Raw genomic sequence first — 24,096 nt, forward strand, 5'->3', positions numbered from 1 at the left:
TTTCCGGCCATTTGCCTCCTATAGCGGCCGGATCGAAAGGAAGAATCATGAGTGAACAAGTTCGCGCTTCGCACATTTTGCTGATGTATACCGGTTCGGCACGCTCGACCGCATCACGCAGCAAAGATGAAGCCCTGGCCCTGATCCAGGATCTGAAGACCCAGGTTAATGACGGTGCCGATTTTGCCGAACTGGCCAAAGCCAATTCCGATTGCCCGTCCGGCCAGCAGGGCGGCGACCTCGGATTGTTTGGCCGTGGCATGATGGTTCCCGAATTTGATCAGGCCGCTTTCAACATGGAAGTTGGCACTGTATCAGACGTTGTTGAAACCGATTTCGGTTATCATATCTTGCAGCGTACCGCCTGATTTTACGCGTCAAAAAATCAAAGGCCTGCAATTGCTTGCGGGCCTTTTTTATGTCAAAAATTCACCAAATACCTTTTGCTGACTCATCCCCACCTTACTGATCGGGTACCAGAGCCCCTAATTTATCAATTGCGCGCAATACGGCGGGCCGACTTTCGATCTGGCGATACCAACGTTCAACATTGGGGATGTGATCAAAACCAATACCGGCAAATTCGCGCCGCCACAACCAGCTGAAATGAGTGATATCGGCCAAGGTAAATGCGCGGCCTGCGGCAAAAACACGGCTGGCAAGGGTGCGATCAAAGACGGCCAAAACGCGGTCGGCTTCAATCTGAAACCGGTTTATCGCCACTGGCATTTCGGCACTGGCCTGACGTTTGAAATAACCCAATTGCCCAAAGGCAGGGCCAATACCGGTAAGATGAAAAAACACTTGTTCGTAAACGCGGGCCCTTTCTTGCGTATTTTCAGGCAGCAATTTTCCGGTTTTCTCGGCCAGATAAAGCAGGATTGCCCCGGATTCCGTCAGGGTAAACGGTTCACCGGTCACACTATCAGGGTCAACAAGAACCGGGACTTTTCCGTTTGGATTACGCACCAAATGGGCTTCGGTTTTTTGTTCACCGGTGCGCACATTTATAGGGACAATTTTATATTCAAGTCCCAGTTCCTCCAGTGCGATGGCAACACGCAGGCTGTTCGGGGTCGAAAACGCGTAAAATATATACATATCAGGCGTCCCTCGTCGGGTGAAAATCAGCTTACCTTTCGGTAAATCCATGTCAGAATTGCCTTCACATTGCCCGATGCGCTAGAGGGTGCTGTGCCATAAGGATTATGTCGAAAAGGAATAACGATGAACCGGTTTGCCACGATGCAGGCTTTTGTGAAGGTCATTGACGTCGGATCGTTTTCCGGGGCAGCACAGCAACTTCATATCGGCCAACCTGCAATTTCCAAGGCAATTTCCCAGCTTGAAGAACGGTTGGGCGTGCGTTTGCTGTTGCGATCCACCCACGGGTTAACACCGACCGAAGCTGGCAAAACATTCTATGACCGTGCCAAACGATCCATCGAAGCCGCCGACGAAGCCGATGATGCTGCGCGCGGTGCAGGCACAGCCCTTGCTGGCCGGTTGCGCATATGTGCCGCTGTCACCTTTGCCCGCCTGCATCTGATCCCCAGGCTGGAGGGATTTCTCGATGCCCACCCCGAACTCGATATCGACATTGTGCTGGATGACCGAAATATCGACCTGATTGAAAACGGCATTGATGTTGCCCTTAGAATAGGAATTCTGCCCGACTCCAATCTGACGGCCCGCAAAATTGGTGAAAACAAGCGGCTGGTTCTGGCCTCCCCCGCCTATTGGGACAAAGCCGGTATTCCGCACACCCCACAAGACCTGGGCAAACATCAGGCGGTTATTTATGATCAACGTGGCGGCGGATCGATCTGGGCGTTCCGGCAGGATGAAATTGAAAATGTTGTTGCCCTGAAGGGGCGCGTTCGCGTAACCGCCGCCGAAGGGGTTCGCGAAGCGGTCTTTGCCGGTTTGGGATGTGCCGTTTCTTCGCAATGGATGTTTGCACCCGAACTCGAAAGTGGAAAAGTCATTGCGGTTTTAAACGATTGGCACCTGCCGACACTCGATTTATGGGCCGTATACCCCGCCGGTCGCCAGGCCAGCACCAAAGCCCGTGCCTTTGTCAGCTTTATCGAAAAGAACCTTAGTCTGCGCAATTATTCCATCACGGAATAACCAAAATGCTTTTTGCCAGACTTCCAACCATGGCTTGTTTTCCATAGATTTGCCGCAACAACATCATCCCGTCGCGCTTGCCAGATGATCACACCCCGCACAGTGAGACTAGATGCGCGATTAACATTTGTGGAAAAAATCATGTCCTTACAAGCACAGCTAGACGCCTTTAAAGCCGATTTTGAAGCGGGTAAACCGCCCTATAACGTGCCGCCTGCCGTTATTAAAACCATGCACCGGGCAACCGCCGAACTGATTGCATCGGGGGCCGCTGATCGTGCTTTAAAAACCGGTGATCAGGCACCGGAATTTGTCTTGAAAGACCCGGAAGGCAACGCGATAAGTTCTGTGGACCTGTTAAAAAAAGGCCCCCTTGTTATCAGCTTTTATCGCGGGGTCTGGTGCCCGTATTGCAATATGGAACTTCAGGCGCTTGAGGCCGCCAAACCCGAATTTGACAAATTGGGGGCGTCAATTATTGCCATCTCACCGCAAACAGCCCCCAACAGTCGCAAATCGGTGCGTCAGAACAATCTGACCTTTCCAATTTTGTCAGATCCCAAAGGAGATATCGGCGCGGCATTTGGTTTGCGCTTTAGCCTGCCCGATTATCTTGTCGATCTGTACAAAAGCATGAAAAACGACCTGCCGAACTTTAACGATGACCCGGCATGGACCCTGCCGATGCCGGCACGCTACGTGATTGACCGTGACGGCATCATTTTATATGCCGATGTTAACCCCGATTATACCCTCCGCCCCGACCCCGAAGACATGATCCCGGTTTTAACCGCCGCCACATAACGGCTTGTCGTTAGCAACTATTTACTAAAGTAGCCCCTGGCCAAAATCATAAGCGGGGGCTGTTTTATGTTATTTTACAACACGTTAATGCGTTAAAGTATGTTTCCTTTAAAATTCAACAATTGGTGCATCAAGTTCATAGACCGATTTGTGGTCCTCGATTTCCAGCACCCAGACATCGCGGTCAAACGAAACCTGCTTGCGACAATATTCATCGCATTGCATTTCAGTTTCGCGCCCGCCGTCGCCGCCCCCGGCCACCTGCATCCAGCCCAGTTCACCATCCATCGTCGTCACACGGGAATAAACAAAACAGCCATTGGCGAAATGGTTCAGCTTGACCAGAACAGCACCGGCATCCTCGTTTCCCTTATGAACAACCATCGCTGTAATGCTATGGGCCTGGCAAATCGCAATTTGCCCCCGCACCCATATTCCCGCTTTTAACCGTGGTTGCATCATTTCAAATACCATCTCGGCTGGCGGTGACATCTTCGGGCATTTGCAAAATCAGATTGGCATTGGGGCAAATAGCTTCCCATACATCCCATTGCGACGGTTTGGCTGCGCCAAAATAATCGCCGCGCTTGCCCAGCAGATCAAAAATAATTTGAAAATGCAGATGGGGGATCCAGTCGCCATTAACTGGATAATCGCCAAACCGGCAAAATTCCTCGCCTTTGGCAAAGGCCTTGCCTACGCAAAGCCCGTCAAGCGAGTCTCGACTTAAATGACCATAGAGGGTCCAAAACCGGATGGCGGGTGCCGGGTTGTGTTCCATGATAATTGTCGGGCCATAATCCAGCGGCAAATTATTGTCGGCAAAACTGTGAACCACGCCATCAAGCGGCATGAAAACCGGTGTTCCCGCAGCCAAAAACAGATCAATGCCCAAATGCTGGCTTCTGGCTTCACCGCCGTTTTTAAACTGTGGCGACTGATAACAGATACGGTCTTCGCGATAGCGCCCGACACCGACCGGGGCATTGGCAGCCGCCATCTGCGCAAACATCAGGTCTGTCTGGCGGGCCGGATCACTGGTGCCGCCAATCACAACATCACCATTACGGCTAAAATCGTAAACAATTTTACGGCAGGTTCTCAGATCATGCGTCAAAACAGATGCAAAATCCGGCTGATGATCAACAATCCAGCCCGTTAGCGAAGCTGCCTGCGGCATCGGGTTTTCACCGCTGGCCTGACGCGCCAAACAGGTGGCAAGGCGCTGTTCGCCTTGCGCCAAATCATCATCATCATCGTTTGTGATGGAAACCGAAATACCAAGGGTCACACCAAAGCTCCGCAAAAACAAAAGGCAACATGCTGTAACATGCTGCCTTTGTGCGTAGTCAATTTATCGGCCTGGCGCAAGCAACAGCTCAACACCTGTGACACGTTAATTACCAGTTGGCGACTTCATATTCGCATGAAACGTCATCATCGTCTGTGTCGGTCAGCGCAACGGTCAACCGGCGCATTTGCGGGTTAAACCGCTTGATAAAGTTCAGCAACAACAATGCTTCTTCGCTGAGCTCACCGGCATCTTCGTCATCATCATCAAGTTCGCACAGCTCAACGAGTTCGAGAAACAGGGCTGCCAGCGCGCGTTTGACATCTTCGCCGCCTTTAAGGCCACCGGTCAATTCACCCAACGGCTTTAAATCAACGTCCAGCTGACGCAGAGTCTTGCTCATCTGGTCGATTTCGTCTTCGTCGAGCACCATTTCCGCAGCAACCATATGCGTGCCAACTTCATTGATGTTCATATAGCCAACGAATTCAAACACATCTTCCGTGCTGCGACCTTCATCGATCAGAGTTTCGGTATGGGTTTCAAACTCGGCCAATTCGAGATCTTCGTCATCCAGGTCGTTATCATGGTCGCTCATGGGCTTTAACTCCGTTAAATTTGCGCCGCTGATACTCTTAATCGGGCCATAAAACAAGCCATCGGCCCATTATTTCACCAAATCATCGCAGCGAAGGCCTGCCAGCAAGATAAATGCAACGGCACAATAGTTCGAGAATAAACCCGGCACCTGCCGTCGAAAAATCATGATATGCTGGTCGGCAAAAATCAGGGAACGATACATAAAAATGGCGACAACAACACTCTATGACGGACTGGCCCTGATCTGGGCGCTGTGCTGGTGGGCAGGTTATACCTTTTACGCCGACAGCAGTGCACGGCGCAGAAAAAGCATTTCCGCCTTAATGGCACGAAACCGGCATCGCTGGATGGAACAAATGCTACAGCGAAACCTGCGCATGATCGATACCGCCATTGCAGGTAACCTTATTACAGCAATCAGCTTTTTTTCATCGACAACTATTCTGGTGCTTGTCGGCCTGGGAGCTTTGCTGGGCTATAGCAAAGAAGGCATCGAACTGGTTTCCGCCCTGCCCTATGCCGCCCCTTCATCCGCGGTGGTATGGAATTGCAAAGTCGTCTTTTTGATGCTGATTTTCATCTACGCATTTTTCAAATTTACGTGGGCTTTCCGTTTGTCGAACTATTGCTCGATCCTGATTGGTGCGGCCCCGGACCCCTCGCATAGCAAGGGGGCCAACGTTGCAGCCCAGGCAGCACGCATGAGCATGATGTCAGCACACAATTTCAATCGGGGTATAAGATCCTACTTTTTCGCCCTCTCCGCCCTGGCATGGTTTTACCATCCTGTCGCGTTCGTAATTGGTTCCACCTGGGTTACCATTGTTCTTTACAATCGCGAATTTCGATCCCATGCACTGCAGATAATGCAAGGGCGTTAATAACGTTTCCCCCAAATTACCCCGAAACAACGCCTTCACCCTCGCAAAAAACACGCTGTAACGTCCATACAAAGCGCAGAAATTTCGTTGGTGAGCATGAACAAAATCAGTTCAAAAGAACGGTAGATCTCCAGTTCTGCCGAAGAAAAAACTTCCCCAAACACCTTGAACTACCTTCATACAGGATATATATCGCAAAAGTATAGTAATCTAATCCTTTTGAATAGTTCAAACGGCACGCCTAAAACTGTCAAAAATTCAGGAAGTACGTTGCATGGCATTTTTTAAACCTTCACCCGAAATAGCAGAAAAAATGGAATGGCTTGAAATTCTGTCACGTCACTCTGGTGTTGGACTGTGGGATGCGATCCTTCATAAGGGTGATGCGATGCATGAAAAGTCCAAATGGACTTGGACACCTGAATTTCGCCGACTGTGCGGTTTTGACAATGAAAGAGAATTCCCCAATGTTGTTCAATCCTGGTCAGATCGCCTGCACCCGGATGACGTTTCGCCAACCTTTGCCGCATTTACAAACGCCCTGGAAACCGGAAAACCCTACGAGGTTTTATACCGACTGAAAGTCAAAAATGGGTCATATCGCTGGTTCCAGGCAACCGGTGGTACTGTCAAAGACGCCAATGGTGTACCGCGCCGGGCATGCGGGTCTCTTGTCGATATTGATGACAGCAAACGCGCCGAAGCCGAACGCGAAGAAATGCGTCAAAAGCTGGCAACCAGCTTTGAAACGTCAGTTGGTAAACTTGTTGAAGCCGTTACCAGCTCTGCTGGCACGCTGGACCAGGCTGCCCGTTCGTTAACATCAACCGCCACCCAGACGTCTAGCCTGTGTGACGTTGTTGCCTCGGCATCGCACGAAACAACCCAAAACGTTCAGTCGGTCGCCTCCGCCACCGAAGAGCTGTCCTCGTCGATTTACGACATCAGCAAACGCGTCAATCAATCATCGCAGATCATTAGCACTGCGGTTTCGGAAGCCCAGGAAACCAACAACAAAATTCAGGGCCTTGCCATCGCTGCCCAGAAAATTGGCGATGTGGTCAAACTGATCAACGACATTGCCGGGCAAACCAACCTGCTAGCCCTTAATGCCACAATTGAGGCCGCGCGCGCAGGTGATGCCGGCAAAGGGTTTGCCGTGGTTGCCTCGGAAGTGAAAACACTGGCCACACAAACAGCCAAGGCCACGGAAGAAATTGCCAATCAGATCAAGGCGATTCAGGACGAAACCCAAAGCTCGGTTCTCGCCATCCAGAACATTTCCAAAACCATCAATGAAGTTGATGAAAATTCATCTGCCATTGCTGCGGCCATTGAACAGCAAGGGGCGGCCACCCAGGAAATTTCCGCGAATATCCAGCAGGCCGCACAAAGCACAAGCGACGCACAAGCAAATGTGCAGTCGGTAACCAAAGCAGCCGACGAAACCGGTCGTGCTGCCAACCGGGTTCAACAAGAAACATCGGATCTGGCGAAAAACGGCAACAAGTTGCGCGATCAGGTCGCCGAATTCTTGCACTCCATCCGCGCCTGATAAATTTACATTTTCCGCCTGAAAGCCGCGCTGTCATTGGCGGCTTTCGGGTTTGGCGCGCCTAAAGCACTTTTCCTTTAATATGCTTTTCTTTTCAGGCTGAATTTATACAAGGCGTATATCGCGACAATCAAAATCACCAGGCCAACCGGCAGTGCAGCGGACATCAGCAAAACAGACCAGCCTGCACCGGCATAGATCGAACCCGCCGAAAGGGATGCAACGGCGACTGTGCCAAACACAACAAATTCGTTGATGGCCTGAATGCGCGCCTGTTCAGACGGACGATAATTTTCCGTGAGCAACGCTGTTGCGCCGACAAACATAAAATTCCAGCCAACACCCAGTAAAATAAGAGCGGGCCAGAAATTCGTCAGCAAATCAATCCCGGAAAGCCCGATCACCAGGCAGACCAGGGTGATAATCGCCCCGACCTGAATAATGGCCAGCGTGCCGAACCGGCGAATAAGATTGCCCGTCACAAACCCCGGGGCATACATACCAACCACATGCCATTGAATGATAAAAGCCGCATCGCCAAAGGCATAATTACAATCAAGAATCGCAAGCGGTGTTGCCGTCATTACAAAGCTCATAACAGCATAGCCAAGGGCGGCAGCAACAATAGCAACCACAACACCTGGGACCCGCAAAATTTCGCCCAAAGGCCGCGCTGGTTCGGCGTGAATTTTTTTGTGGGTTTCAGGCAGCCGCAATTGAGAAATTGCGAACATCAGCAACACTTGCAAACCAAACAAGGCAACGAAAGTCCCCATAAACGGCACTGTATCAATCCAGTTCCGCGCATGGCTGGCAAGATTAGGGCCAATGAAAGCAGCCAACACCCCGCCCAGCATGGTAAGTGAAATCGCACGGGCGCGAAATTCCGGCGGGGCGGCCTCGGCTGCGGCAAAACGGTATTGCATGGCAATGGCATTGGCCGAGCCAATAAAGGCACCTGCAGCACATATCAGCCAGAAATTACCCCAATAAACCGCGCCGATCCCGCAAAAAGCACCACACATGCCAATCAGACAGCCAATTGAAAACCCGATCCGACGCCCGTATTTTTTCATCATGAAAGCCGATGGTGCGGTTGTGATCAGCATCGCGATCATGGTCGCCGAAACAGGCAGTGTCGAAAGGGATTTATCGGGCGTCAGTGAATAACCAATCACGGCGGCAACGGTAAAAAGAAGCGACATTGCGCTGGCAGAAAGTGCCACGCACAGGCTTAAGACAATGACATTGCGTCTGACTTCGGGGGTGTTCATGGTGGCAGTTCCCTGATTGGCGTGGTGGCGCCGGGTGATTATTATTGCATAAATTATTGCGATATTGGCCAGTTCCGGGTTGCCCGTTGGCAATTGCCTGTTATATTTGACCAGCAACAAACGGGAAAGCATCAATGCACGGCATCGCCGACAAAAAATTGATGAGAACAGAAATGTCTGCACGCCAGGACGGCGGTGCAGCGTTTTTTGCTGCCCAGAAAGTCGCCTTTTCCAAAGTGCGAACTTGACCCCATCCCAAAATTCGTTTTCTTGTGCAGACTTCCCGTTACAACAGCGGGTATAAGGTGTGAGCCTTGATATTTCGCCCGCAAATAAGCAGAGTTGAGCAGAACATGATTGCCCTTACGCTTCCGGACGGCGCCGTACGTGAATTTGACGGTCCTGTTTCGGGTTTCGATGTTGCAAAAAGCATCAGCAGTTCCCTGGCAAAGAAGTCCTTTGCCATTATCGTTAACGGTGAAGTCCGCGACCTTGGCCGCGAGATCGATACTGATGCAACCATCGAGATCGTAACCAAGGGGCATAACGAGGTTTTGCCGCTGATCCGTCATGACTGCGCCCATGTGATGGCCGAAGCCGTGCAGGAACTTTATCCTGACACGCAGGTCACAATCGGGCCGTCGATTGAAAACGGCTTTTATTACGATTTTGCCCGCAAGACGCCCTTCACGCCCGACGATCTGGTTAAGATCGAAAAACGGATGAAGGAAATTGTCGATCGTAACGAAAAGATCGAACGCGAAGTGTGGGACAGGAACGACGCGATCAAGTTTTTTCTTAATAAAGGCGAAGATTACAAAGCCGAAATCATTCGCGATCTGCCGGAAACGGAAACGATCACGTGTTATCGCCAGGGCAATTTCATTGACCTGTGCCGCGGGCCGCACGCGCCATCAACGGGCAAAATCGGCAAGGCATTTAAATTGATGAAACTTGCCGGTGCCTATTGGCGCGGGAATTCCGACAATGAAATGCTGCAGCGCATTTACGGCACCTGCTGGGAAACGCAGGAACAGCTTGATGCCTATCTGCACATGCTTGAAGAAGCCGAAAAGCGCGACCATCGCCGCCTTGGCCGCGAAATGGACCTGTTCCATATGCAAGAGGAAGCCCAAGGGTCGGTTTTCTGGCATGACAAAGGCTGGAAACTGTATCGCAAGGTTGAAAATTACATTCGCGAACGCCTCGACAATGCCGGGTATCAGGAAGTACGCACGCCGCAGCTGGTAGACCGTGTTCTATGGGAAAAGTCCGGTCACTGGGAAAAGTTCCGGGAGAACATGTTCACGACCGCGCCCGACAGCGACGAAAAGGTTCTGGCCCTTAAGCCCATGAACTGCCCCTGCCACGTGCAGATTTTCCGCATGGGCAGCAAATCCTATCGCGATCTGCCGTTGCGCATGGCCGAGTTTGGCTGCTGTCACCGCAACGAACCTTCGGGCGGGCTGCATGGCATCATGCGGGTACGCCAGTTCATTCAGGATGACGCGCATATTTTCTGCACCGAAGACCAGATCGTTTCCGAAACCAAGATTTTCTGCGATCTTCTGAAATCGGTTTACAAAGATTTTGGCTTTACCGATATCGTCGTCAAATTCTCGGATCGCCCGGAAGTGCGGGCCGGGTCTGACGAGATCTGGGACAAGGCGGAATCAGCACTGCGTGAAGCCTCGGAAGAGGCGGGCCTGAAGCTGGAGATCAATCCCGGTGAAGGGGCATTTTATGGCCCGAAACTGGAATTTGTTCTGCGCGATGCCATTGGCCGTGACTGGCAGTGTGGCACGCTGCAGGCCGACTTTGTTTTGCCCGAACGTCTTGATGCGTCCTATATGGGCGAAGACGGAGAAAAATACCGTCCTGTCATGTTGCACCGGGCAATTCTGGGTTCGCTCGAACGCTTTATCGGCATCCTGATTGAAAACTATGCCGGTCGCCTACCCCTGTGGCTGTCGCCGGTTCATGCGGTCATTTGCACCATCACCAACGAGGCTGATGGCTATGCACAGGAAGTCAAAAAAGCATTATCAGCCAAAGGTTTGACTGTTGAACTTGATCTTCGTAATGAAAAAATCAGCTATAAGGTTCGCGAACATAGCCACGCCAAGATCCCGCTGATTTTGGCCCTTGGCAAACGCGAAGCCGAAGAAAAAACGGCATCCGTTCGTCGTATTGGTTTCAAGCACCAGAAAACGATTGCGATTGACGAACTGGCCGAAAATATGGTCCGCGAAATTCAGGATCGTGTCATTGAAGCCGACTTTTAATCCGCTCGCACTTTGACCACTCAATCGGTTACCAGGCCCGCCAGTTTAAGGCGGGCCTTTCTTTTGGGCCTGCCGCACTGTATCCTCACGCATAAGTTATATCGGGTGTACAAGCTGTGACAAACGGCTTGCAATCGTATGGGTATAATGAGGATCGCTATGCAATAGTTCCCTCATTGTGTACCCATCCTTCAGGTTTCCCCCTTTAAAAACACGAGCTTCATATGAATAACAAGCTGATTGTTAAATTTGCGAGAATAACAGCGATCGCAGGCGCGATCTGCCTATACAGTTCTGCTGGCTTTGCGGCTGGATTTTTCAGCAGTTCAAGCGACGACACGCCAAGCGACCTGCCCGCCGTCGTCAAACTGATTGATGCCGGGAATTATTCCGATGCCATCGTCAGCTTGGAAAAAATGCAAAAAGCCGATCCGGAAAATGCCGATGTGCTAAATTATCTGGCTTATAGCCAGCGTAAATCCGGTGATCTGAAATCGGCCGAGGTGAATTATGACAAAGCCCTGAAAATTAACCCGGACCATCCCGGTGCGCTGGAGTATCAGGGTGAGCTTTACATTCAAACTGGCCGTATCGATATGGCAAAGGAAAACCTGGCGCGACTGAAAAATGTTTGTGGTACCGACTGCGAACAATATGAAGACCTCAATAAAGCCCTTGCTGGCAAATAAACAGAACTTATCGCACCTGTTCATTGCGTATTGTTCGATCAAAAACCCTTCCCGGTAATATGCCGGGAAGGGTTTTGCGCGTTATGAGCCAACCTTGAAGCAGGATCGCGCAGGGTGAAGCGCAATCAAAACCTCACTTTCGGCTGCCAGATCGCAACACAGTCATACAACGTTCATTTTCGGCTTGATCTATCTTGTTTCCAGGAAAAGATGAACAATATAAAAAAAGCTTTGCGCGTGTCCAGGCAGGGGAACACTTCGCGTGTGGTTGTGAAAACATACCCCGTATCAGCTTGATAAAATCACGCTGCCGACAGAATAATATATTGCGCTGCGTAAAAAATCCTTATGTATAAGTACATGTCCCCTATAGATTAGGGTATGTTAGCAATTTAACCCATTCAATTTTGTGAGTGTTAATGTCAGACAACATGCTGCGCAAAACCTATACGATCATGGTCACCCGCACTACCGGGGCCCAAATGGAGCTGGGAACAGCAACAGAATATACAGCAGCGATGGCATTGGCCAAAGAAGCGCTTAACAACAACAACAATATTGAAGTCCGTGTGATTGAAAACAAATATGACGATGCCACGCACCGCGAGAAGAAGCAGGTTGTCAAAATTTTAAACCGCAACAATCTTGCCAGTGCCCAAAATACCGTTCCAAATTCCAGATCTGGCCCCAAGGTTATCCCGCCTGAGGTTGTTTCGCGCGCGACCAAGTCCGTCATCAACATTGCATTAGCCTTTACTGTTTTGATTTTATTGGGCGGTATCATTTTTCAACTTATTCGCTGACAAGCAATTTTCTGCACCAAACAGCGTAACTGCGCCTTGACACGCCCCCGGTCTAAGACATGATATGCGGCAGAAAAGGCTTTGAACAAACAATCGGTAAATGTGGGGAACAATGGCGAAATCCAGCTTTTCACTCGGGAACGGCACTTTTCGCCCGGCACTGCGCGTGTTTTTGGCAACATTGCCTGCCGCCGCTGTTTTGGCAGGGTGCGTGTCAGGCAATCAGGGAACGCAAAAGGAACGGCCAAATGTTATGGCCGACATGGTGGATCAGCCAATACCTTTTGCCGATTTCAGCCAGCCCCAACAAATGGCCGCCTGTTCGCTGTTTATTGATGCCAAACCTGCCCGCGGCATTTATTTGTCACCCAGCCAGAAAAGCGCATTACAGCCAACTCCAAAAAACATCACCATCAGCCAAAGCCCGGAAAACGATTTGGGCCAGGCCATCGCACTGGAACTGGGCGGTTACCAAACTGAAGCCCGCAAATTGTATCTGTGGCTGACAGCCGCCAACCCCGGCAGCACGTTTACCATGCCATGCGGCAATGGTGTCAGTCTGTCGAGCACGATTTCGCGCCTTGCGCAACACCGGCTGGCGGCAATGGACAATTCCAACCCGAATTTGGCACAGTCGGCCGAAATCAATGACAAAGTTGAGCTGGCAAAGGTCGCCCCCGGCCCGTCATTGCCTAACCCGCCCAAAGTCGAACGCAATACTGACTTTTATCTAACGGCTGGGCCTGTTGACGTTATGCCAGAAGATAATCGGCCACAGGCACCGGCCTTTGCCATTCAAGTCAGCCCCAATACCGAAGCCCTGGCCCGCGTGACCCCGCCCAAGGAACCGGTCACCTTAGATAGCGATAATGTCGTGCGCATTAGCGATGTCACAACCCGAAAACCCGACGGTATGCATGCTGATTCGGATATTTTAGAACTGACCGGCGGTGTTGGGACCGCCAGCGTGGGTAATTCAGGCTTGCAACCCAACAGCAACCCGACCGAAGATGGCAATCTGCAATCCATGCCTGCGGCACCGCATGCAACCGAGATAGCGCCCGCCCCGGTCGCCGATGATATGGTGCCGGGGGCCGATGAAACAAAATTGGCGGAAACGGCATCGTCAAATCTTGCCGATGCGCCAATAGATACGCAAAAGGAAGTCCCGCCCACCGAACCGTCGCATCAACAGGCGCGGAAAAGTATAATAGGGAAATCGGAACGGCAAGGTCCGCCCTTACCCAAGGCTTCCCCGGCCCCTGCCTTGGGGACAACGGGTCGCGCCTATTATGCCCTGCAACTTGCTGCTTATCGCAGTCGCGAAATAGCCGAGGCAAGCTGGCTTAAAATTCAGAAAAACTCAAATGGCCTTTTAGATGGAATTGACCACGAAATCCGGACGTTAGCGGTCAAGGACAAAGGGCTTTATTTCCGATTGCTGACCGGACATTTCGCTGAAAAATCAGTTGCGATTAAAGTCTGTGAGGGCTTCAAAAAAGAAAAAATGGATTGCATTGTTCGCCATATTGAACCGTGATTGAACAATGTGAATATTGCTCAACACGCCCGAACATGACCTGTTCGGGCGTGTTTTTTTCACCAGTTCCAGGACCTCGCGCCTTGACCGGATCATTGCGAACAGATCAATGATGCGGTCAGCCCGAAAGCGATGCTTTTTGCCGCAAGCGACGTTGAATGGGACCGGGATCGGTTTTGCGCAAATAAACCGCAATCCAGCCCGGTGCCTGATAAAGTGCTTTTTCTAAAAAGCGGCTCCGTTGTGCCAGTTTCCACCGGCCCCCCTGAATCAGCCGACGCGCCCGTTTTGAGCCACTCCCCAACATTGGGATTGCGATGGCAATAAGCACCATGCCAAAAAACGGCGGCGGCAATGGCAAAAATGCCACACCTGTCAATAACAGCAGCATCCCGCCACCCACCAGCCAGAACGATCGTAAGAACCGCATTGCAACGACTTTCAGGATTGACTGCGACGCAGGCGTTACCAAACCCGCGACCGCAGCATAAACAGAATGTTGCGGCATTATGTCCTTTCGCGAGGACCGATTAAAACGAAATTATCAAGACAATTTGATGGATCGATGATTGCACCAATTCAAAACCCGGCTACATTGCGGGTAACTTCATTCAACATTCAGGCAGGTTGATCATGTTTAATACTGTTCCGCCCGAAAAATCGCGGATCCCAACCCAGACCGACGCCCTTCCCGGCCGCGCCGAAGCCATCGCCGTTCCCGACGCACATGCGGTAAATGGCAATCCCTTAAAACCGCCATTTCCCCAGCATCTGCGAACCGCCCTATTGGGGATGGGGTGTTTTTGGGGCGCTGAACGGCTTTTCTGGCAACAGGAAGGTGTATATAGCACTGCGGTTGGCTATGCCGGGGGCTATACCGAAAACCCGACTTACCGCGAAGTCTGCTCTGGCATGACCGGCCATGCTGAAGTTGTTCTGGTGGTTTATGATCCTGATGTCATAACATATCAGGACTTGCTTAAACTGTTCTGGGAAAACCATAATCCGACCCAGGGCATGCGTCAGGGCAACGACATTGGCACCCAGTATCGGTCCGTCATTTATACCATGACAGATACTCAGCAAACACTTGCCCTGCAATCACGCGACGACTATCTGGCGGCCCTGAACGGTGCGGGTATGGGGGCGATTACAACCGAAATCGAAATCACCCCGACTTTCTATTACGCCGAAGATTTCCATCAGCAGTATTTATACAAAAATCCCGATGGCTATTGCGGCCTGGCGGGAACCGGTGTCACCTGCCCCGGCACCTGATCCGGCCTTCCACAGACCACAAAAATATTAACCCGCTACAGTACGAAAACAGCAAACGGCCCGTCCTTTATGGGCGAGCCGTTTGTTTGACCTGACAGATCAGGAACTGACTGGTTAAACCGGTTTACCACCGTATTCGCGGCTTAAATCGGCACATACCCGACGTATCATGCCCCCGAACACCGCGATACGGTCCTGGGGAATGCGGGCTGCCGGGCCGGATAATGACAATGCCGCAATCGGCACGCCGGTTTCATCGCGCACAACACCGGCAACACATCGCAGGCCGACGGCATGTTCTTCATCGTCTAAAACCCAGCCCTGCCGCCGTGCTATTTCCAAATCTGATTTAAGGCTTTGCGCGGTCGTTCTGGTGCGCTCGGTCATTTGCGGCAGACCATGCTGTTCAATAACCACATCAACATCTGTGGCCGGTAAAAAGGCCAGCAGCGCCTTGCCAACACCGGAACAATGCATCAAGGCCCGCCGTCCTGGCGTCACCAGGGCCCGCATCATTTTTCGGCATTCCACCTGCGACAGAAATATCACTTCCCCCCCGTCCGCCACAGCCAGATTAACCGTCTCGCCACTTTCTTCCATAAGCGCGCGCATATACGGGCGCGCGATCTGGTTTAAGTTACGATTTTTGGTAAAAGCATTGCCAACACTAAACGCCTGGACACCAATCGACCATAACGTCCGTTCCCCATCAAAGGTCACGTATCTTTCGTGCTGCATGGTGGTAAGCAAACGATGCACTGTCGAGGGTGGCAATTTCACGCTGTGTGAAATCTCGGTCAGAGTCATGCCATCATCACTGTCGGCAAGTGTATTTAGAATGCTAAGGGCGCGCACCAGCGATTGAACCTGCTGCATTTCAGATGTTCCTCCCAAACCGACATGCGTTCTTTGATCTGGTAGCGATAGCACGGCGGCAAGAGCGGCAACATCATTACCCGCTTTGCACAATTCTCCGGCTGCGCCACCAAACGACGCTGGAATAAAAGACAAGATAGATTGTCGCCGCCCCAAAAGCGAGAAGCGTTCCGGCCCCGATCCCAAAACGCGGATAAGTGAGACTGACAGAGACAATATAAATCAGCAAAGCCCCCATACCGCGGGGAAAATTACGGATCACCGTATGCACCGGTGCGACACCATAGGACCAATGCAAAATCAGGATCATGGGATAAAGTGTGACCGGAAAACCCGCGAACAGACCTGACCAGCGCGGACCAATAATCGCCGCAGCGCCACTTATTGCGACGACAATAAAGGCCGCCGTTGCGGCCCGAACGGCAACAATTTTATGTGTGATTTTAACCCGCTGTAAAATGCTGACATTTTCGATCGCCCGAAACAGAAAAATCGCCGCGATCATGGCAATAAACAGCGACACCGTTGCTGTTAGCAAGGTGAAACTCACCATTTGCCCCAGCCACGACACAAACACAAAGGCCGCAAACGAAGCCATGGAAGACGCGAGCACCTGCACCAGTACCGACCAACGCAGCAACAGCCGCGACACCAAATAATAAGCATATAAAAATGCCAGGGTCGCAATCAGGCCCGACAAGGCATAAACGGCACTTTCTCCGGCAAAATGCACACCTTGTTCAACGGCGATGAAAAACAGCAAAATGGCGGTTCCCAACGGATAACCCGATAAAACCCCGGCGACACGCGGCCCTGCCCGTTCTGCCAACATCGACAGGCCTAAAACAACAAGGATCGAAACGGCAAGTTTGGCAAAAAACAGCGACATGACTACCTGTCAGATAAAACCGGGCCAGAAAAACAAAACGTTGTCGAATTGTCGCAATTTTACCGATGTTGCGCCAGCAGTTTTTATCCTGCCTTCCAAACAACACAAAATGCAGCACAAGCCGCACGCTTTACCCCCGCTTCCATTGCAAGACGGCACAGTCATAGACAGGTCAAATCTGCAATTCAAACTCACCTTGCGCAACAGAACGACCATTAATGATAATTTCTATCCGCTGGATTCCAGCATAGTATTTCCGTGTCGTAATGGCCTTTAGGGGGTGCTGTCGGCTCAACAAAATTTGCTCGTCCTTTTTTAACCGCAGCTTTTTCCATTTAAACACTTTGGCCGATTGGCTGCCATTGGCCTTGCGATGATGGATCGCATAATCAACCATCAAGTCGCGGGCCGAAGGGTCGCTATTTTTGATATACAGCGAAAAACCAACAGAACCGCCCAATTGTACAACCGCATTTTCCACCACCAGGTCTGACGCGACAACCTCCACCGAGCCAAAGCCCAGTGCGCTCAGGGTTGGGACATGCCCCTGCTTGATCAGGCTGCGGCAGGCATGGCGAATGATACGCTGGCGCGTTTCGGGCCCATTCTGAAGCCATTCCTGTGCGATACCGGCAACACGATCAGGATGATCTTTTGAAATATCATTCAGACTATTGGCAACAGATCGACGCACATATTCAGCACGGTCATCGCGCAATGTTGTTAAAAGATCAATGACTGGCGACGGGTCCTGAACAAACACAGGCAGCCTTATCCCCCACGGCAATCGCGGCCTTGTCCCCTCTGAAATCAAACGTCGCACATGCACGCTGGGGTCATTAACCCAGCCCGCCAAAATCGCCAACGTCTGTTCAGTATGGTTGATCAAAAACGGCCGAATGGCAAACTCTGCTGTAAAGCGCTGCGTTAAATGATAAAGACTATCCATTGATAACTCGACATTATCCTGTCCTTTCCTGGCGATAAAATCAGCCATTGGCATAATGGCCCAACCCCGAATACCAGGACCGGATGCCTGCTCCTGCGGATCGGTGATATCGTTAATTGAACCATCCTGCGCAGGTGCCAGGCTCTGGGTAATAATGGCAGCGGCTTCGCTAAAATCGTTTGGCAGATAAGTCAATAACGCATCAAGAACCTGATTGCTGCGCTGTTTAAGTTCCAGCCTGTCCATGTCATGGCTGGCCGCATTGACAAAACCGTCGCGGTCAAACCGGTGGTCATGCAAAACAATATTATCGGCCATACGCACGACAAGCGCCGGCGAAAACAGATCTTTTAGCAACGTCCCCATGCAGGCTCCTTACCCGTGCAATTCATTCTGTAAAGGTCTTAAAGCACATTTCCTTTAATACGCTTTGGGGCAAATCACCATCAAGTTCCCGCCGCCCTCCTGACACACCCTGACAGCAGATCTTGCGGCAAAGCGGATCCTCAAAATGAAAACAGGCAGGTACCACCCCCTGCCTGAGATACAAATAATGCTGTCGCTAAAATCAGTTCTCAGCGGACGGTTTCAAGCTGGCGCGTTGTCGTGCTGGTTAACGCTATATGCCTGCGGGCCGTTCGCAAGTCATTACGCGGTTTTTGCACAATAACACCCCGCCAGCCAAGGCCCTCATAGGTTTCATAACCAGGCGTCAAAGCAAAGGCAACAATGCTGCCATCCTCAAGCAGATAGGAATCTTTGCCATTTTCACCGACCTGCAACATAAAACGTTCATTGCGGTTCGACATGCCATCAGACGCCGCAATAACATTATAATTGCAGTCAACAATCATCACCCGGGTCCTCGGGGCTTCTTCTTCGGCAAAGCTGATTGAATTTACCACTGAGTCTGCCTGGACTTCCCAGTCAAAGAAAATTCCCATCGCGCCAATAATTTCTCCGTCAGCTTCCCCGTCGGCACGAACGGCGGTTGCATATGTCGCAACAGCCTTACCCCCCAGGTGCTGGTTTCGTTCAATATCGGCAACCGAATATTCGCCACCATTATTGGTCGCCATTGCCTGACGGAACCAGGGTTCATTGCTAACATCCAGGCCCTTCACCCGGTATTTATCGGGCCGCCCATTGGCGATAACGCGGCCATTTTTGTCGGCGACCCACAAATCAAGATACACCGTATAGGAATCCAGAATGACCCCCAGTCGCTTGGACGCCCAGGTGCTTGCTTTCACATCATCAGGATCAGCACATCCGTCAACAACAGCACTATCTGTTGCCCACCAGCGCACATCGCACGAACGCTCGTAAAGATTACGGTCAATCAGTTCAATGACATAAAGTGCTAAATCCGAAAGACGGGCCCCGCGCACCATTTGCGCTGTGCCACGCAAGTCGCGCGCTTCTGTTGCAAACAGATTTTGCAATTCCTTGGCAATTGATGTGACCTGTTGCGAAATAATGTTGACTTCATTCGCCACGACGGCAAAACCCCGCCCTGCCTCGCCGGCACGCGATGCTTCGATCAATGCATTCAATGCAAGTATTTTGGCTGCTTTGGTGACATTCTGTATTTCATTGACCTTGGCTGTTGTCAGTTCTGACATTTTTGTGGCCGCATTCAAAATTCTCTCAGGCATGTTATCCCCCATTTTTTTTGAAGTTACCAAGTAAGAGAATGCTGAGCCGACCACTCCGTTCGCACACGCAATATTTTTGTCATATCATTTGGCAATATGGGATTATATCATTGAAATTCAATGACTTATCTATTTAGATCAAATACGTCAAAAACCTTTTCCAAAACGTCACAAGTCACTTGCCGAAAATACGTAATACCAATATATCAAATTAACCCTTTAAGCTTATCTAATATATATACAAATGTATTAGTATACATCTGCGTCTTCAGTGATTATTTCCCATGAATTAAACAGTTAAAAAATGTAGTTAACAGAGTCGAACTGGCATTTTCTCCGCAGAAATTAGTTCATTCTATCAAAAATTCCTTATTTTTAGCATTAACCACCAAAAACCCCTATACAACCACCACAAATACGCAAAAATCTTCAATATCCAGAATGGTCTGTTGTCCCGACCGCCAACTAAAAAGGTATTCTTCTGGCGCCAGTTAAAAACAAAGCATTTATGCAAATAATTCACACATATACCGCTGTGCATCGCTCGCACAAAAAAGGCCAGAAAGAAAATCCTTCCTGACCCGAAAAGAAAACCCGGATTGGCATTAAAAAATGCCGTAATGAACCAGTCCATCCCATAACAGCTTGATGCCCGTCAAAAGCAACAGCACATAACAGACGCGATAGAACAGTTGCTCGTTGATCTTGTCATGGGCCCAAAGACCGATCCACGTTCCGGCAATCGCAACCGGTGCAAGCACCGCAGCTGTCTCAAGATTTGATCCGTTAAATTGGCCAAGCAACCAGTACGGAATGAGCTTTACGTAATTGACAACGATGAAAAACATCACAGTTGTGCCGACAAAAACTGTTTTATCAAGTCGCTGAGGCAACAGGAAAACCGATATGGGCGGCCCGCCGGAATGGGCAACAAAACTGGTAAAACCCGAAATCGTTCCCCAGAACGTGCCTGGCAGCCATTTTGCCGACCTAGGCTGATTGACCGCCGATTTACGCCGAAACCAGCGATCCATTGTAAAGCCGATCGCAATCACCGCGATCAGCATTTTTACAGCCGCCTCACTGAGATAGTTAAAAGACAACGATCCGACCAAAATGCCCACCAGCGCAGCCGGCACAAGGATCATCATGTTGCGACGATCCCAGTTCTTGCGATACGCCCACACATTGGCCAGATCCATCAGGCATAATATTGGCAACATGATCGCCGCTGCCGCCTGCGGTGACACCGCCAAGGCGATCAACGGAACTGAAATAATGCCCAGTCCGCCTCCAAACCCGCTTTTGGAAACGCCCGCAATCAGAACCGCAGGAATTGAAACAAGATAAAAAAACGGGTCGCTAATAATTTCCATACAATATCCGTGTCATCGTTCATCAGGCCTTTTATGCCGCCACGCGCGGGCCTGTTTGCACAGATGCAAACCCTGGTGCCATGACCATGCTGCAAGAACAAACCCGGGCGTTATTTCTCAAGCAACCGGGGCATCAACTCGACGAAGTTGCAGGGGCGATGGCGAAAATCAAGCTGATAGACAAGAATGTCATCCCACGCATCTTTGCAGGCCCCGTTTGACCCCGGCAGCGCAAACATATATGTGCCCGAGGCAACACCGGCCACAGCGCGCGACTGAATGGTTGATGTTCCGATTTTCGCATAGGAAAGCCAACGAAACAGCTCGCCAAATCCGGTTATTTCCTTGTCATAAACAGCAAGATGGGCTTCCGTGGTCACATCGCGCCCGGTAACGCCCGTTCCCCCTGTTGAAATGATCACGTCAATTTCCGGGTCCTGGCACCAATGGCGAAACTGCATCACCAACAGATCAAATTCGTCACGTAAAATTTTACGATCAACAAGGCTATGACCGGCGGCTTGCACCCGACCAACCAAAATGTCACCCGATGTATCATTGTCAAAGCTGCGGGTGTCGCTCACGGTTAATATGGCAATATTAACCGGCTTGAATGGCAAAGAAGAATCAATCTTTCCCGGCATTTTCTGTTCTCCGAAACGTGTTTTTACGCGCAACACATTACTGCCCCGGCACGGGGGCGCAAGCTATTCGTCAGAAAACTTTTTGTTGTAAAAATAACATCCGTGGTGCGCGTTAAATGCCTGCCGCGTCGCGCCAGCCCCAAAAAGCGCCAGAGTGCTAGCACCCCCGAACCCGCCTTGCAGCATCCCCTCGCCTGGCAAACGGACATCTTCCCTAGCATTCGTTTTTTATGTGCTTATTTGTGATTTCAGCAAAACAGCATTAAATTGGCAGATGGCAGAATGGATAAACAGCGCATTGCAACACCAGTTTTCTTGCCGTGCACCATATTTCAACGTAAAAAGCGGTAGGGTGATACCGAATTACAAACAACACACGCAAAATGCGGCATCCCCTTAATTCATAATAATGCTGACGCAGGAAACAGAGGTATCGACGATGACGGACATTCTTTGGCAACCCGGCCCGGAGCGCATAAAAAACGCTAACGTCACGCGCTTTCGCGAATGGATTAACGGCCGCAATAATTTGCAGCTGAAAAGTTTCGTCGACCTGTATGACTGGTCCGTCCGCGAGATGGAAAAATTCTGGCCTGAGCTGATTGAATATGCCGGGTTAAAAGCGCAAAGCTGGGGCGATGTCGTTTTAAAAAATCCACACCAGATGCCTGGCGCCGAATTTTTCCCCGATGCAAAGCTGAATTTTGCCGAAAATCTGCTGCGCCGCGACGATCAAACCGATGCCCTTGTCTTCTGGGGCGAAGACAAGGTGAAAACCCGCCTGTCATGGTGCGACCTTAACATTGCCGTTTCAAAATTTTCGCAGGCATTGCGCGCCCAGGGCGTAAAAAAGGGCGACCGCGTTTGTGGCTACATGCCCAATATGTCCGAAACTGTCATTGCCATGCTGGCGACGGCGGCCATTGGCGCAACATGGTCCTCCGCCTCGCCTGATTTTGGCGTGCAGGGTGTTGAAGACCGGTTTGGCCAAATTGAGCCAAAAGTCATGATTACGGTTGATGGCTATTATTATAATGGCAAAAGCCACGACATTCGCGAAAAAGTAAAGGATGTCGTTGATCGCATCCCCAGCCTTGAAGCCGTGGTTATCGTGACCTATGCCTTTGATGGCAAAAACACCACCGGCATTCGTAATGCCGTTTCTTATGCAGAATTTACCGGGCGGTATGACGCCGAAAAAATCGAATTTGAACAGGTTGAATTTAACCACCCGCTTTATGTGATGTTTTCATCGGGGACGACGGGGAAACCCAAATGCATTGTCCACGGTACCGGGGGCACGCTTCTTAAACAGGTCTCCGAACATCTGATGCATTGCGATGTTGTGCCTGGCGACCGGGTATTTTATTTCACCACCTGTGGCTGGATGATGTGGAACTGGCTGATGGGCGGGCTGGCCGCCGAAGCAACCCTGCTGCTTTATGACGGATCGCCGTTTTACCCCAGCGGCAACATCCTGTTCGACTACGCCGATGCCGAACGCATGACGCTTTTTGGCACATCGGCCAAATATATAGATGCGCTGGCGAAGGCTGAACTAAAACCGCGTCAAACCCATGATCTCTCAACCGTCCGCGCCATGACGTCCACCGGCTCGCCTTTGGCACCCGAAAGCTTTGATTACGTTTATAATGACATCAAACAGGACATTCATTTGGCATCAATTTCGGGTGGCACCGATATTCTAGGCTGTTTTGTGCTGGCATGCCCTGTTTTGCCGGTGCGCCGTGGCATTATTCAAACCCGTGCTTTGGGGGTTGCGGTAAATGTCTATGACGACAACGCCAAACCCGTTTTAAACCAGAAAGGCGAACTGGTCTGTACGGCCCCCTTCCCGTCCATGCCAGTCGGATTTTGGAACGACCCCGATGGCAAACGCTATCATGATGCCTATTTCGACCGCTTCCCTAATATCTGGTGCCATGGCGACTATGTTGAACTTGACGACACGGGCGGCATGATCATTTACGGTCGGTCAGACGCCACCCTGAATCCCGGCGGGGTACGCATTGGAACGGCCGAAATTTATCGCCAGGTTGAACTGCTCCCTGAAATTCAGGAATCGATTGTTATTGGCCAGCAATGGGACAATGACGTGCGCGTGGTTCTGTTTGTTGTGCTAAAACCCGGGGTCACCCTGGACGATGCGTTGTCTGATCGCATTCGCAAACAGATCAGAAGCAATTGTACGCCACGGCACGTTCCAGCTAAAATCGTGGCTGTTGACGATATTCCCCGCACCAAATCGGGCAAAATCACCGAACTTGCCGTGCGCGATGTTGTACATGGTCGCAAGGTAAAGAATCAGGAAGCCCTGGCAAACCCCGAGGCACTTGATCTCTATGCCGACCTGGATATTCTGAAAAACTAATTCTCGCACCGCAGCAAAATTACATCTTTGCCCCGGTATCGGTTAAGGGTCCGGGGCATTTTTTTTGCAATAGATCGTTACAATCCGCGCGATCCGGCGGACAGATATTTGGTCGTGCAAATTGATTCCGATTCCGCATCGCAACGTCGGTTATTTTTTAGCCATCCGGTTTGTTTGCC

Annotated in this window: 23 protein-coding genes; 11 read left to right on the forward strand and 12 right to left on the reverse strand. The window is 50.8% G+C overall.

Annotated features, from left to right (window positions below; all coding sequences use genetic code 11):
• Window positions 1–47 precede the first annotated feature (47 nt).
• On the forward strand, window positions 48–368 hold the full coding sequence (locus AAC086_RS00570) for a peptidylprolyl isomerase (RefSeq protein ID WP_339774111.1): 321 nt from the start codon (window positions 48–50) through the stop codon (window positions 366–368).
• 94 nt (window positions 369–462) lie between these two features.
• Here AAC086_RS00570 and AAC086_RS00575 read toward each other — a convergent pair whose 3' ends face one another.
• Window positions 463–1,101 carry a glutathione S-transferase family protein gene (locus AAC086_RS00575; RefSeq protein WP_339774112.1) on the reverse strand — a complete coding sequence of 213 codons (639 nt, stop codon included), beginning with the start codon at window positions 1,099–1,101 and terminating at the stop codon, window positions 463–465.
• Window positions 1,102–1,227: 126 nt separating this feature from the next.
• On the opposite strand from AAC086_RS00575, the gene AAC086_RS00580 reads away from it, so the two are divergent.
• Entirely contained in the window at window positions 1,228–2,133 is a 906-nt protein-coding gene (locus AAC086_RS00580) for a LysR family transcriptional regulator (protein WP_339774113.1), read from the forward strand.
• 141 nt (window positions 2,134–2,274) lie between these two features.
• A complete protein-coding gene (locus AAC086_RS00585; protein ID WP_339774115.1) occupies window positions 2,275–2,937 on the forward strand; it encodes a peroxiredoxin-like family protein in 663 nt (220 codons plus the stop codon).
• A 108-nt stretch (window positions 2,938–3,045) separates the two neighbouring features.
• On the opposite strand, the gene AAC086_RS00590 is transcribed toward AAC086_RS00585, so the two are convergent.
• The 3 genes from AAC086_RS00590 to AAC086_RS00600 all read right to left on the reverse strand — a co-directional run bounded on the left by AAC086_RS00590 (window position 3,046) and on the right by AAC086_RS00600 (window position 4,826).
• A complete protein-coding gene (locus AAC086_RS00590; protein ID WP_339774116.1) occupies window positions 3,046–3,399 on the reverse strand; it encodes a DUF1491 family protein in 354 nt (117 codons plus the stop codon).
• Between the two features lies 1 nt (window position 3,400).
• The gene (locus AAC086_RS00595) at window positions 3,401–4,228 is read right to left on the reverse strand and encodes a peptidoglycan DD-metalloendopeptidase family protein (RefSeq protein WP_339774117.1); all 828 of its coding nucleotides are present in this window, start codon (window positions 4,226–4,228) and stop codon (window positions 3,401–3,403) included.
• A gap of 109 nt (window positions 4,229–4,337) precedes the next feature.
• The gene (locus AAC086_RS00600) at window positions 4,338–4,826 is read right to left on the reverse strand and encodes a hypothetical protein (protein ID WP_339774118.1); all 489 of its coding nucleotides are present in this window, start codon (window positions 4,824–4,826) and stop codon (window positions 4,338–4,340) included.
• A 208-nt stretch (window positions 4,827–5,034) separates the two neighbouring features.
• Between AAC086_RS00600 and AAC086_RS00605 the strand changes: the two genes are divergently transcribed.
• Together AAC086_RS00605 and AAC086_RS00610 are read left to right on the forward strand one after the other, a co-directional pair.
• Entirely contained in the window at window positions 5,035–5,709 is a 675-nt protein-coding gene (locus tag AAC086_RS00605; RefSeq protein ID WP_339774120.1) for a DUF599 domain-containing protein, read from the forward strand.
• Between the two features lie 274 nt (window positions 5,710–5,983).
• Window positions 5,984–7,264 (forward strand): methyl-accepting chemotaxis protein, encoded by a 1,281-nt coding sequence (locus tag AAC086_RS00610; protein ID WP_339774122.1) that lies wholly within the window; start codon window positions 5,984–5,986, stop codon window positions 7,262–7,264.
• A gap of 77 nt (window positions 7,265–7,341) precedes the next feature.
• Here the strand turns inward: AAC086_RS00610 and AAC086_RS00615 are convergent, their stop codons facing one another.
• Window positions 7,342–8,670, reverse strand: coding sequence for an MFS transporter (locus AAC086_RS00615; protein ID WP_339774651.1), 1,329 nt, complete (start codon window positions 8,668–8,670; stop codon window positions 7,342–7,344).
• 221 nt (window positions 8,671–8,891) lie between these two features.
• Here AAC086_RS00615 and thrS point away from each other — a divergent pair, with 221 nt between their 5' ends.
• The 4 genes from thrS (at window position 8,892) to AAC086_RS00635 (ending at window position 13,855) form a co-directional block, all read left to right on the forward strand.
• Window positions 8,892–10,823, forward strand: a complete 1,932-nt coding sequence (gene thrS / locus AAC086_RS00620) for a threonine--tRNA ligase (protein WP_339774124.1) — start codon at window positions 8,892–8,894, stop codon at window positions 10,821–10,823.
• Between the two features lie 224 nt (window positions 10,824–11,047).
• On the forward strand, window positions 11,048–11,512 hold the full coding sequence (locus tag AAC086_RS00625) for a tetratricopeptide repeat protein (protein ID WP_339774126.1): 465 nt from the start codon (window positions 11,048–11,050) through the stop codon (window positions 11,510–11,512).
• 419 nt (window positions 11,513–11,931) lie between these two features.
• On the forward strand, window positions 11,932–12,315 hold the full coding sequence (locus tag AAC086_RS00630) for a hypothetical protein (RefSeq protein ID WP_339774128.1): 384 nt from the start codon (window positions 11,932–11,934) through the stop codon (window positions 12,313–12,315).
• 112 nt (window positions 12,316–12,427) lie between these two features.
• Window positions 12,428–13,855 carry an SPOR domain-containing protein gene (locus AAC086_RS00635; RefSeq protein WP_339774129.1) on the forward strand — a complete coding sequence of 476 codons (1,428 nt, stop codon included), beginning with the start codon at window positions 12,428–12,430 and terminating at the stop codon, window positions 13,853–13,855.
• Window positions 13,856–13,973: 118 nt separating this feature from the next.
• Here AAC086_RS00635 and AAC086_RS00640 read toward each other — a convergent pair whose 3' ends face one another.
• Entirely contained in the window at window positions 13,974–14,363 is a 390-nt protein-coding gene (locus AAC086_RS00640) for a hypothetical protein (protein WP_339774131.1), read from the reverse strand.
• Window positions 14,364–14,488: 125 nt separating this feature from the next.
• Here AAC086_RS00640 and msrA point away from each other — a divergent pair, with 125 nt between their 5' ends.
• Window positions 14,489–15,133 (forward strand): peptide-methionine (S)-S-oxide reductase MsrA, encoded by a 645-nt coding sequence (gene msrA / locus AAC086_RS00645; protein ID WP_339774133.1) that lies wholly within the window; start codon window positions 14,489–14,491, stop codon window positions 15,131–15,133.
• A 114-nt stretch (window positions 15,134–15,247) separates the two neighbouring features.
• Here msrA and AAC086_RS00650 read toward each other — a convergent pair whose 3' ends face one another.
• The 6 genes from AAC086_RS00650 to moaB form a co-directional block, all read right to left on the reverse strand.
• The gene (locus AAC086_RS00650; protein ID WP_339774135.1) at window positions 15,248–16,009 is read right to left on the reverse strand and encodes an IclR family transcriptional regulator C-terminal domain-containing protein; all 762 of its coding nucleotides are present in this window, start codon (window positions 16,007–16,009) and stop codon (window positions 15,248–15,250) included.
• A gap of 76 nt (window positions 16,010–16,085) precedes the next feature.
• Window positions 16,086–16,898, reverse strand: a complete 813-nt coding sequence (locus AAC086_RS00655; protein WP_339774137.1) for a hypothetical protein — start codon at window positions 16,896–16,898, stop codon at window positions 16,086–16,088.
• A 172-nt stretch (window positions 16,899–17,070) separates the two neighbouring features.
• Window positions 17,071–18,213, reverse strand: coding sequence for a hypothetical protein (locus AAC086_RS00660; RefSeq protein ID WP_339774138.1), 1,143 nt, complete (start codon window positions 18,211–18,213; stop codon window positions 17,071–17,073).
• A 209-nt stretch (window positions 18,214–18,422) separates the two neighbouring features.
• Window positions 18,423–19,505 carry a methyl-accepting chemotaxis protein gene (locus tag AAC086_RS00665; protein ID WP_339774140.1) on the reverse strand — a complete coding sequence of 361 codons (1,083 nt, stop codon included), beginning with the start codon at window positions 19,503–19,505 and terminating at the stop codon, window positions 18,423–18,425.
• 605 nt (window positions 19,506–20,110) lie between these two features.
• Window positions 20,111–20,881, reverse strand: a complete 771-nt coding sequence (locus AAC086_RS00670) for a sulfite exporter TauE/SafE family protein (RefSeq protein ID WP_339774142.1) — start codon at window positions 20,879–20,881, stop codon at window positions 20,111–20,113.
• A gap of 110 nt (window positions 20,882–20,991) precedes the next feature.
• On the reverse strand, window positions 20,992–21,525 hold the full coding sequence (moaB, locus tag AAC086_RS00675) for a molybdenum cofactor biosynthesis protein B (RefSeq protein ID WP_339774144.1): 534 nt from the start codon (window positions 21,523–21,525) through the stop codon (window positions 20,992–20,994).
• A gap of 439 nt (window positions 21,526–21,964) precedes the next feature.
• Between moaB and AAC086_RS00680 the strand changes: the two genes are divergently transcribed.
• Complete coding sequence (locus AAC086_RS00680) at window positions 21,965–23,917, forward strand: acetoacetate--CoA ligase (RefSeq protein ID WP_339774146.1); 1,953 nt, start codon at window positions 21,965–21,967, stop codon at window positions 23,915–23,917.
• Window positions 23,918–24,096: the final 179 nt, after the last annotated feature.

The organism is uncultured Thalassospira sp., from assembly GCF_963976115.1.
GTDB lineage: Bacteria > Pseudomonadota > Alphaproteobacteria > Rhodospirillales > Thalassospiraceae > Thalassospira.

Coding starts and splice junctions, on each gene's coding strand:
- AAC086_RS00570 (WP_339774111.1), top strand. CDS start 48: ATGAGTGAACAAGTTCGCGCTTCGCACATTTTGCTGATGTATACCGGT.
- AAC086_RS00575 (WP_339774112.1), bottom strand. CDS start 1,101: ATGTATATATTTTACGCGTTTTCGACCCCGAACAGCCTGCGTGTTGCC.
- AAC086_RS00580 (WP_339774113.1), top strand. CDS start 1,228: ATGAACCGGTTTGCCACGATGCAGGCTTTTGTGAAGGTCATTGACGTC.
- AAC086_RS00585 (WP_339774115.1), top strand. CDS start 2,275: ATGTCCTTACAAGCACAGCTAGACGCCTTTAAAGCCGATTTTGAAGCG.
- AAC086_RS00590 (WP_339774116.1), bottom strand. CDS start 3,399: ATGATGCAACCACGGTTAAAAGCGGGAATATGGGTGCGGGGGCAAATT.
- AAC086_RS00600 (WP_339774118.1), bottom strand. CDS start 4,826: ATGAGCGACCATGATAACGACCTGGATGACGAAGATCTCGAATTGGCC.
- AAC086_RS00605 (WP_339774120.1), top strand. CDS start 5,035: ATGGCGACAACAACACTCTATGACGGACTGGCCCTGATCTGGGCGCTG.
- AAC086_RS00610 (WP_339774122.1), top strand. CDS start 5,984: ATGGCATTTTTTAAACCTTCACCCGAAATAGCAGAAAAAATGGAATGG.
- AAC086_RS00615 (WP_339774651.1), bottom strand. CDS start 8,670: ATGCTTTCCCGTTTGTTGCTGGTCAAATATAACAGGCAATTGCCAACG.
- thrS (WP_339774124.1), top strand. CDS start 8,892: ATGATTGCCCTTACGCTTCCGGACGGCGCCGTACGTGAATTTGACGGT.
- AAC086_RS00625 (WP_339774126.1), top strand. CDS start 11,048: ATGAATAACAAGCTGATTGTTAAATTTGCGAGAATAACAGCGATCGCA.
- AAC086_RS00630 (WP_339774128.1), top strand. CDS start 11,932: ATGTCAGACAACATGCTGCGCAAAACCTATACGATCATGGTCACCCGC.
- AAC086_RS00635 (WP_339774129.1), top strand. CDS start 12,428: ATGGCGAAATCCAGCTTTTCACTCGGGAACGGCACTTTTCGCCCGGCA.
- AAC086_RS00640 (WP_339774131.1), bottom strand. CDS start 14,363: ATGCCGCAACATTCTGTTTATGCTGCGGTCGCGGGTTTGGTAACGCCT.
- msrA (WP_339774133.1), top strand. CDS start 14,489: ATGTTTAATACTGTTCCGCCCGAAAAATCGCGGATCCCAACCCAGACC.
- AAC086_RS00650 (WP_339774135.1), bottom strand. CDS start 16,009: ATGCAGCAGGTTCAATCGCTGGTGCGCGCCCTTAGCATTCTAAATACA.
- AAC086_RS00655 (WP_339774137.1), bottom strand. CDS start 16,898: ATGTCGCTGTTTTTTGCCAAACTTGCCGTTTCGATCCTTGTTGTTTTA.
- AAC086_RS00660 (WP_339774138.1), bottom strand. CDS start 18,213: ATGGGGACGTTGCTAAAAGATCTGTTTTCGCCGGCGCTTGTCGTGCGT.
- AAC086_RS00665 (WP_339774140.1), bottom strand. CDS start 19,505: ATGCCTGAGAGAATTTTGAATGCGGCCACAAAAATGTCAGAACTGACA.
- AAC086_RS00670 (WP_339774142.1), bottom strand. CDS start 20,881: ATGGAAATTATTAGCGACCCGTTTTTTTATCTTGTTTCAATTCCTGCG.
- moaB (WP_339774144.1), bottom strand. CDS start 21,525: ATGCCGGGAAAGATTGATTCTTCTTTGCCATTCAAGCCGGTTAATATT.
- AAC086_RS00680 (WP_339774146.1), top strand. CDS start 21,965: ATGACGGACATTCTTTGGCAACCCGGCCCGGAGCGCATAAAAAACGCT.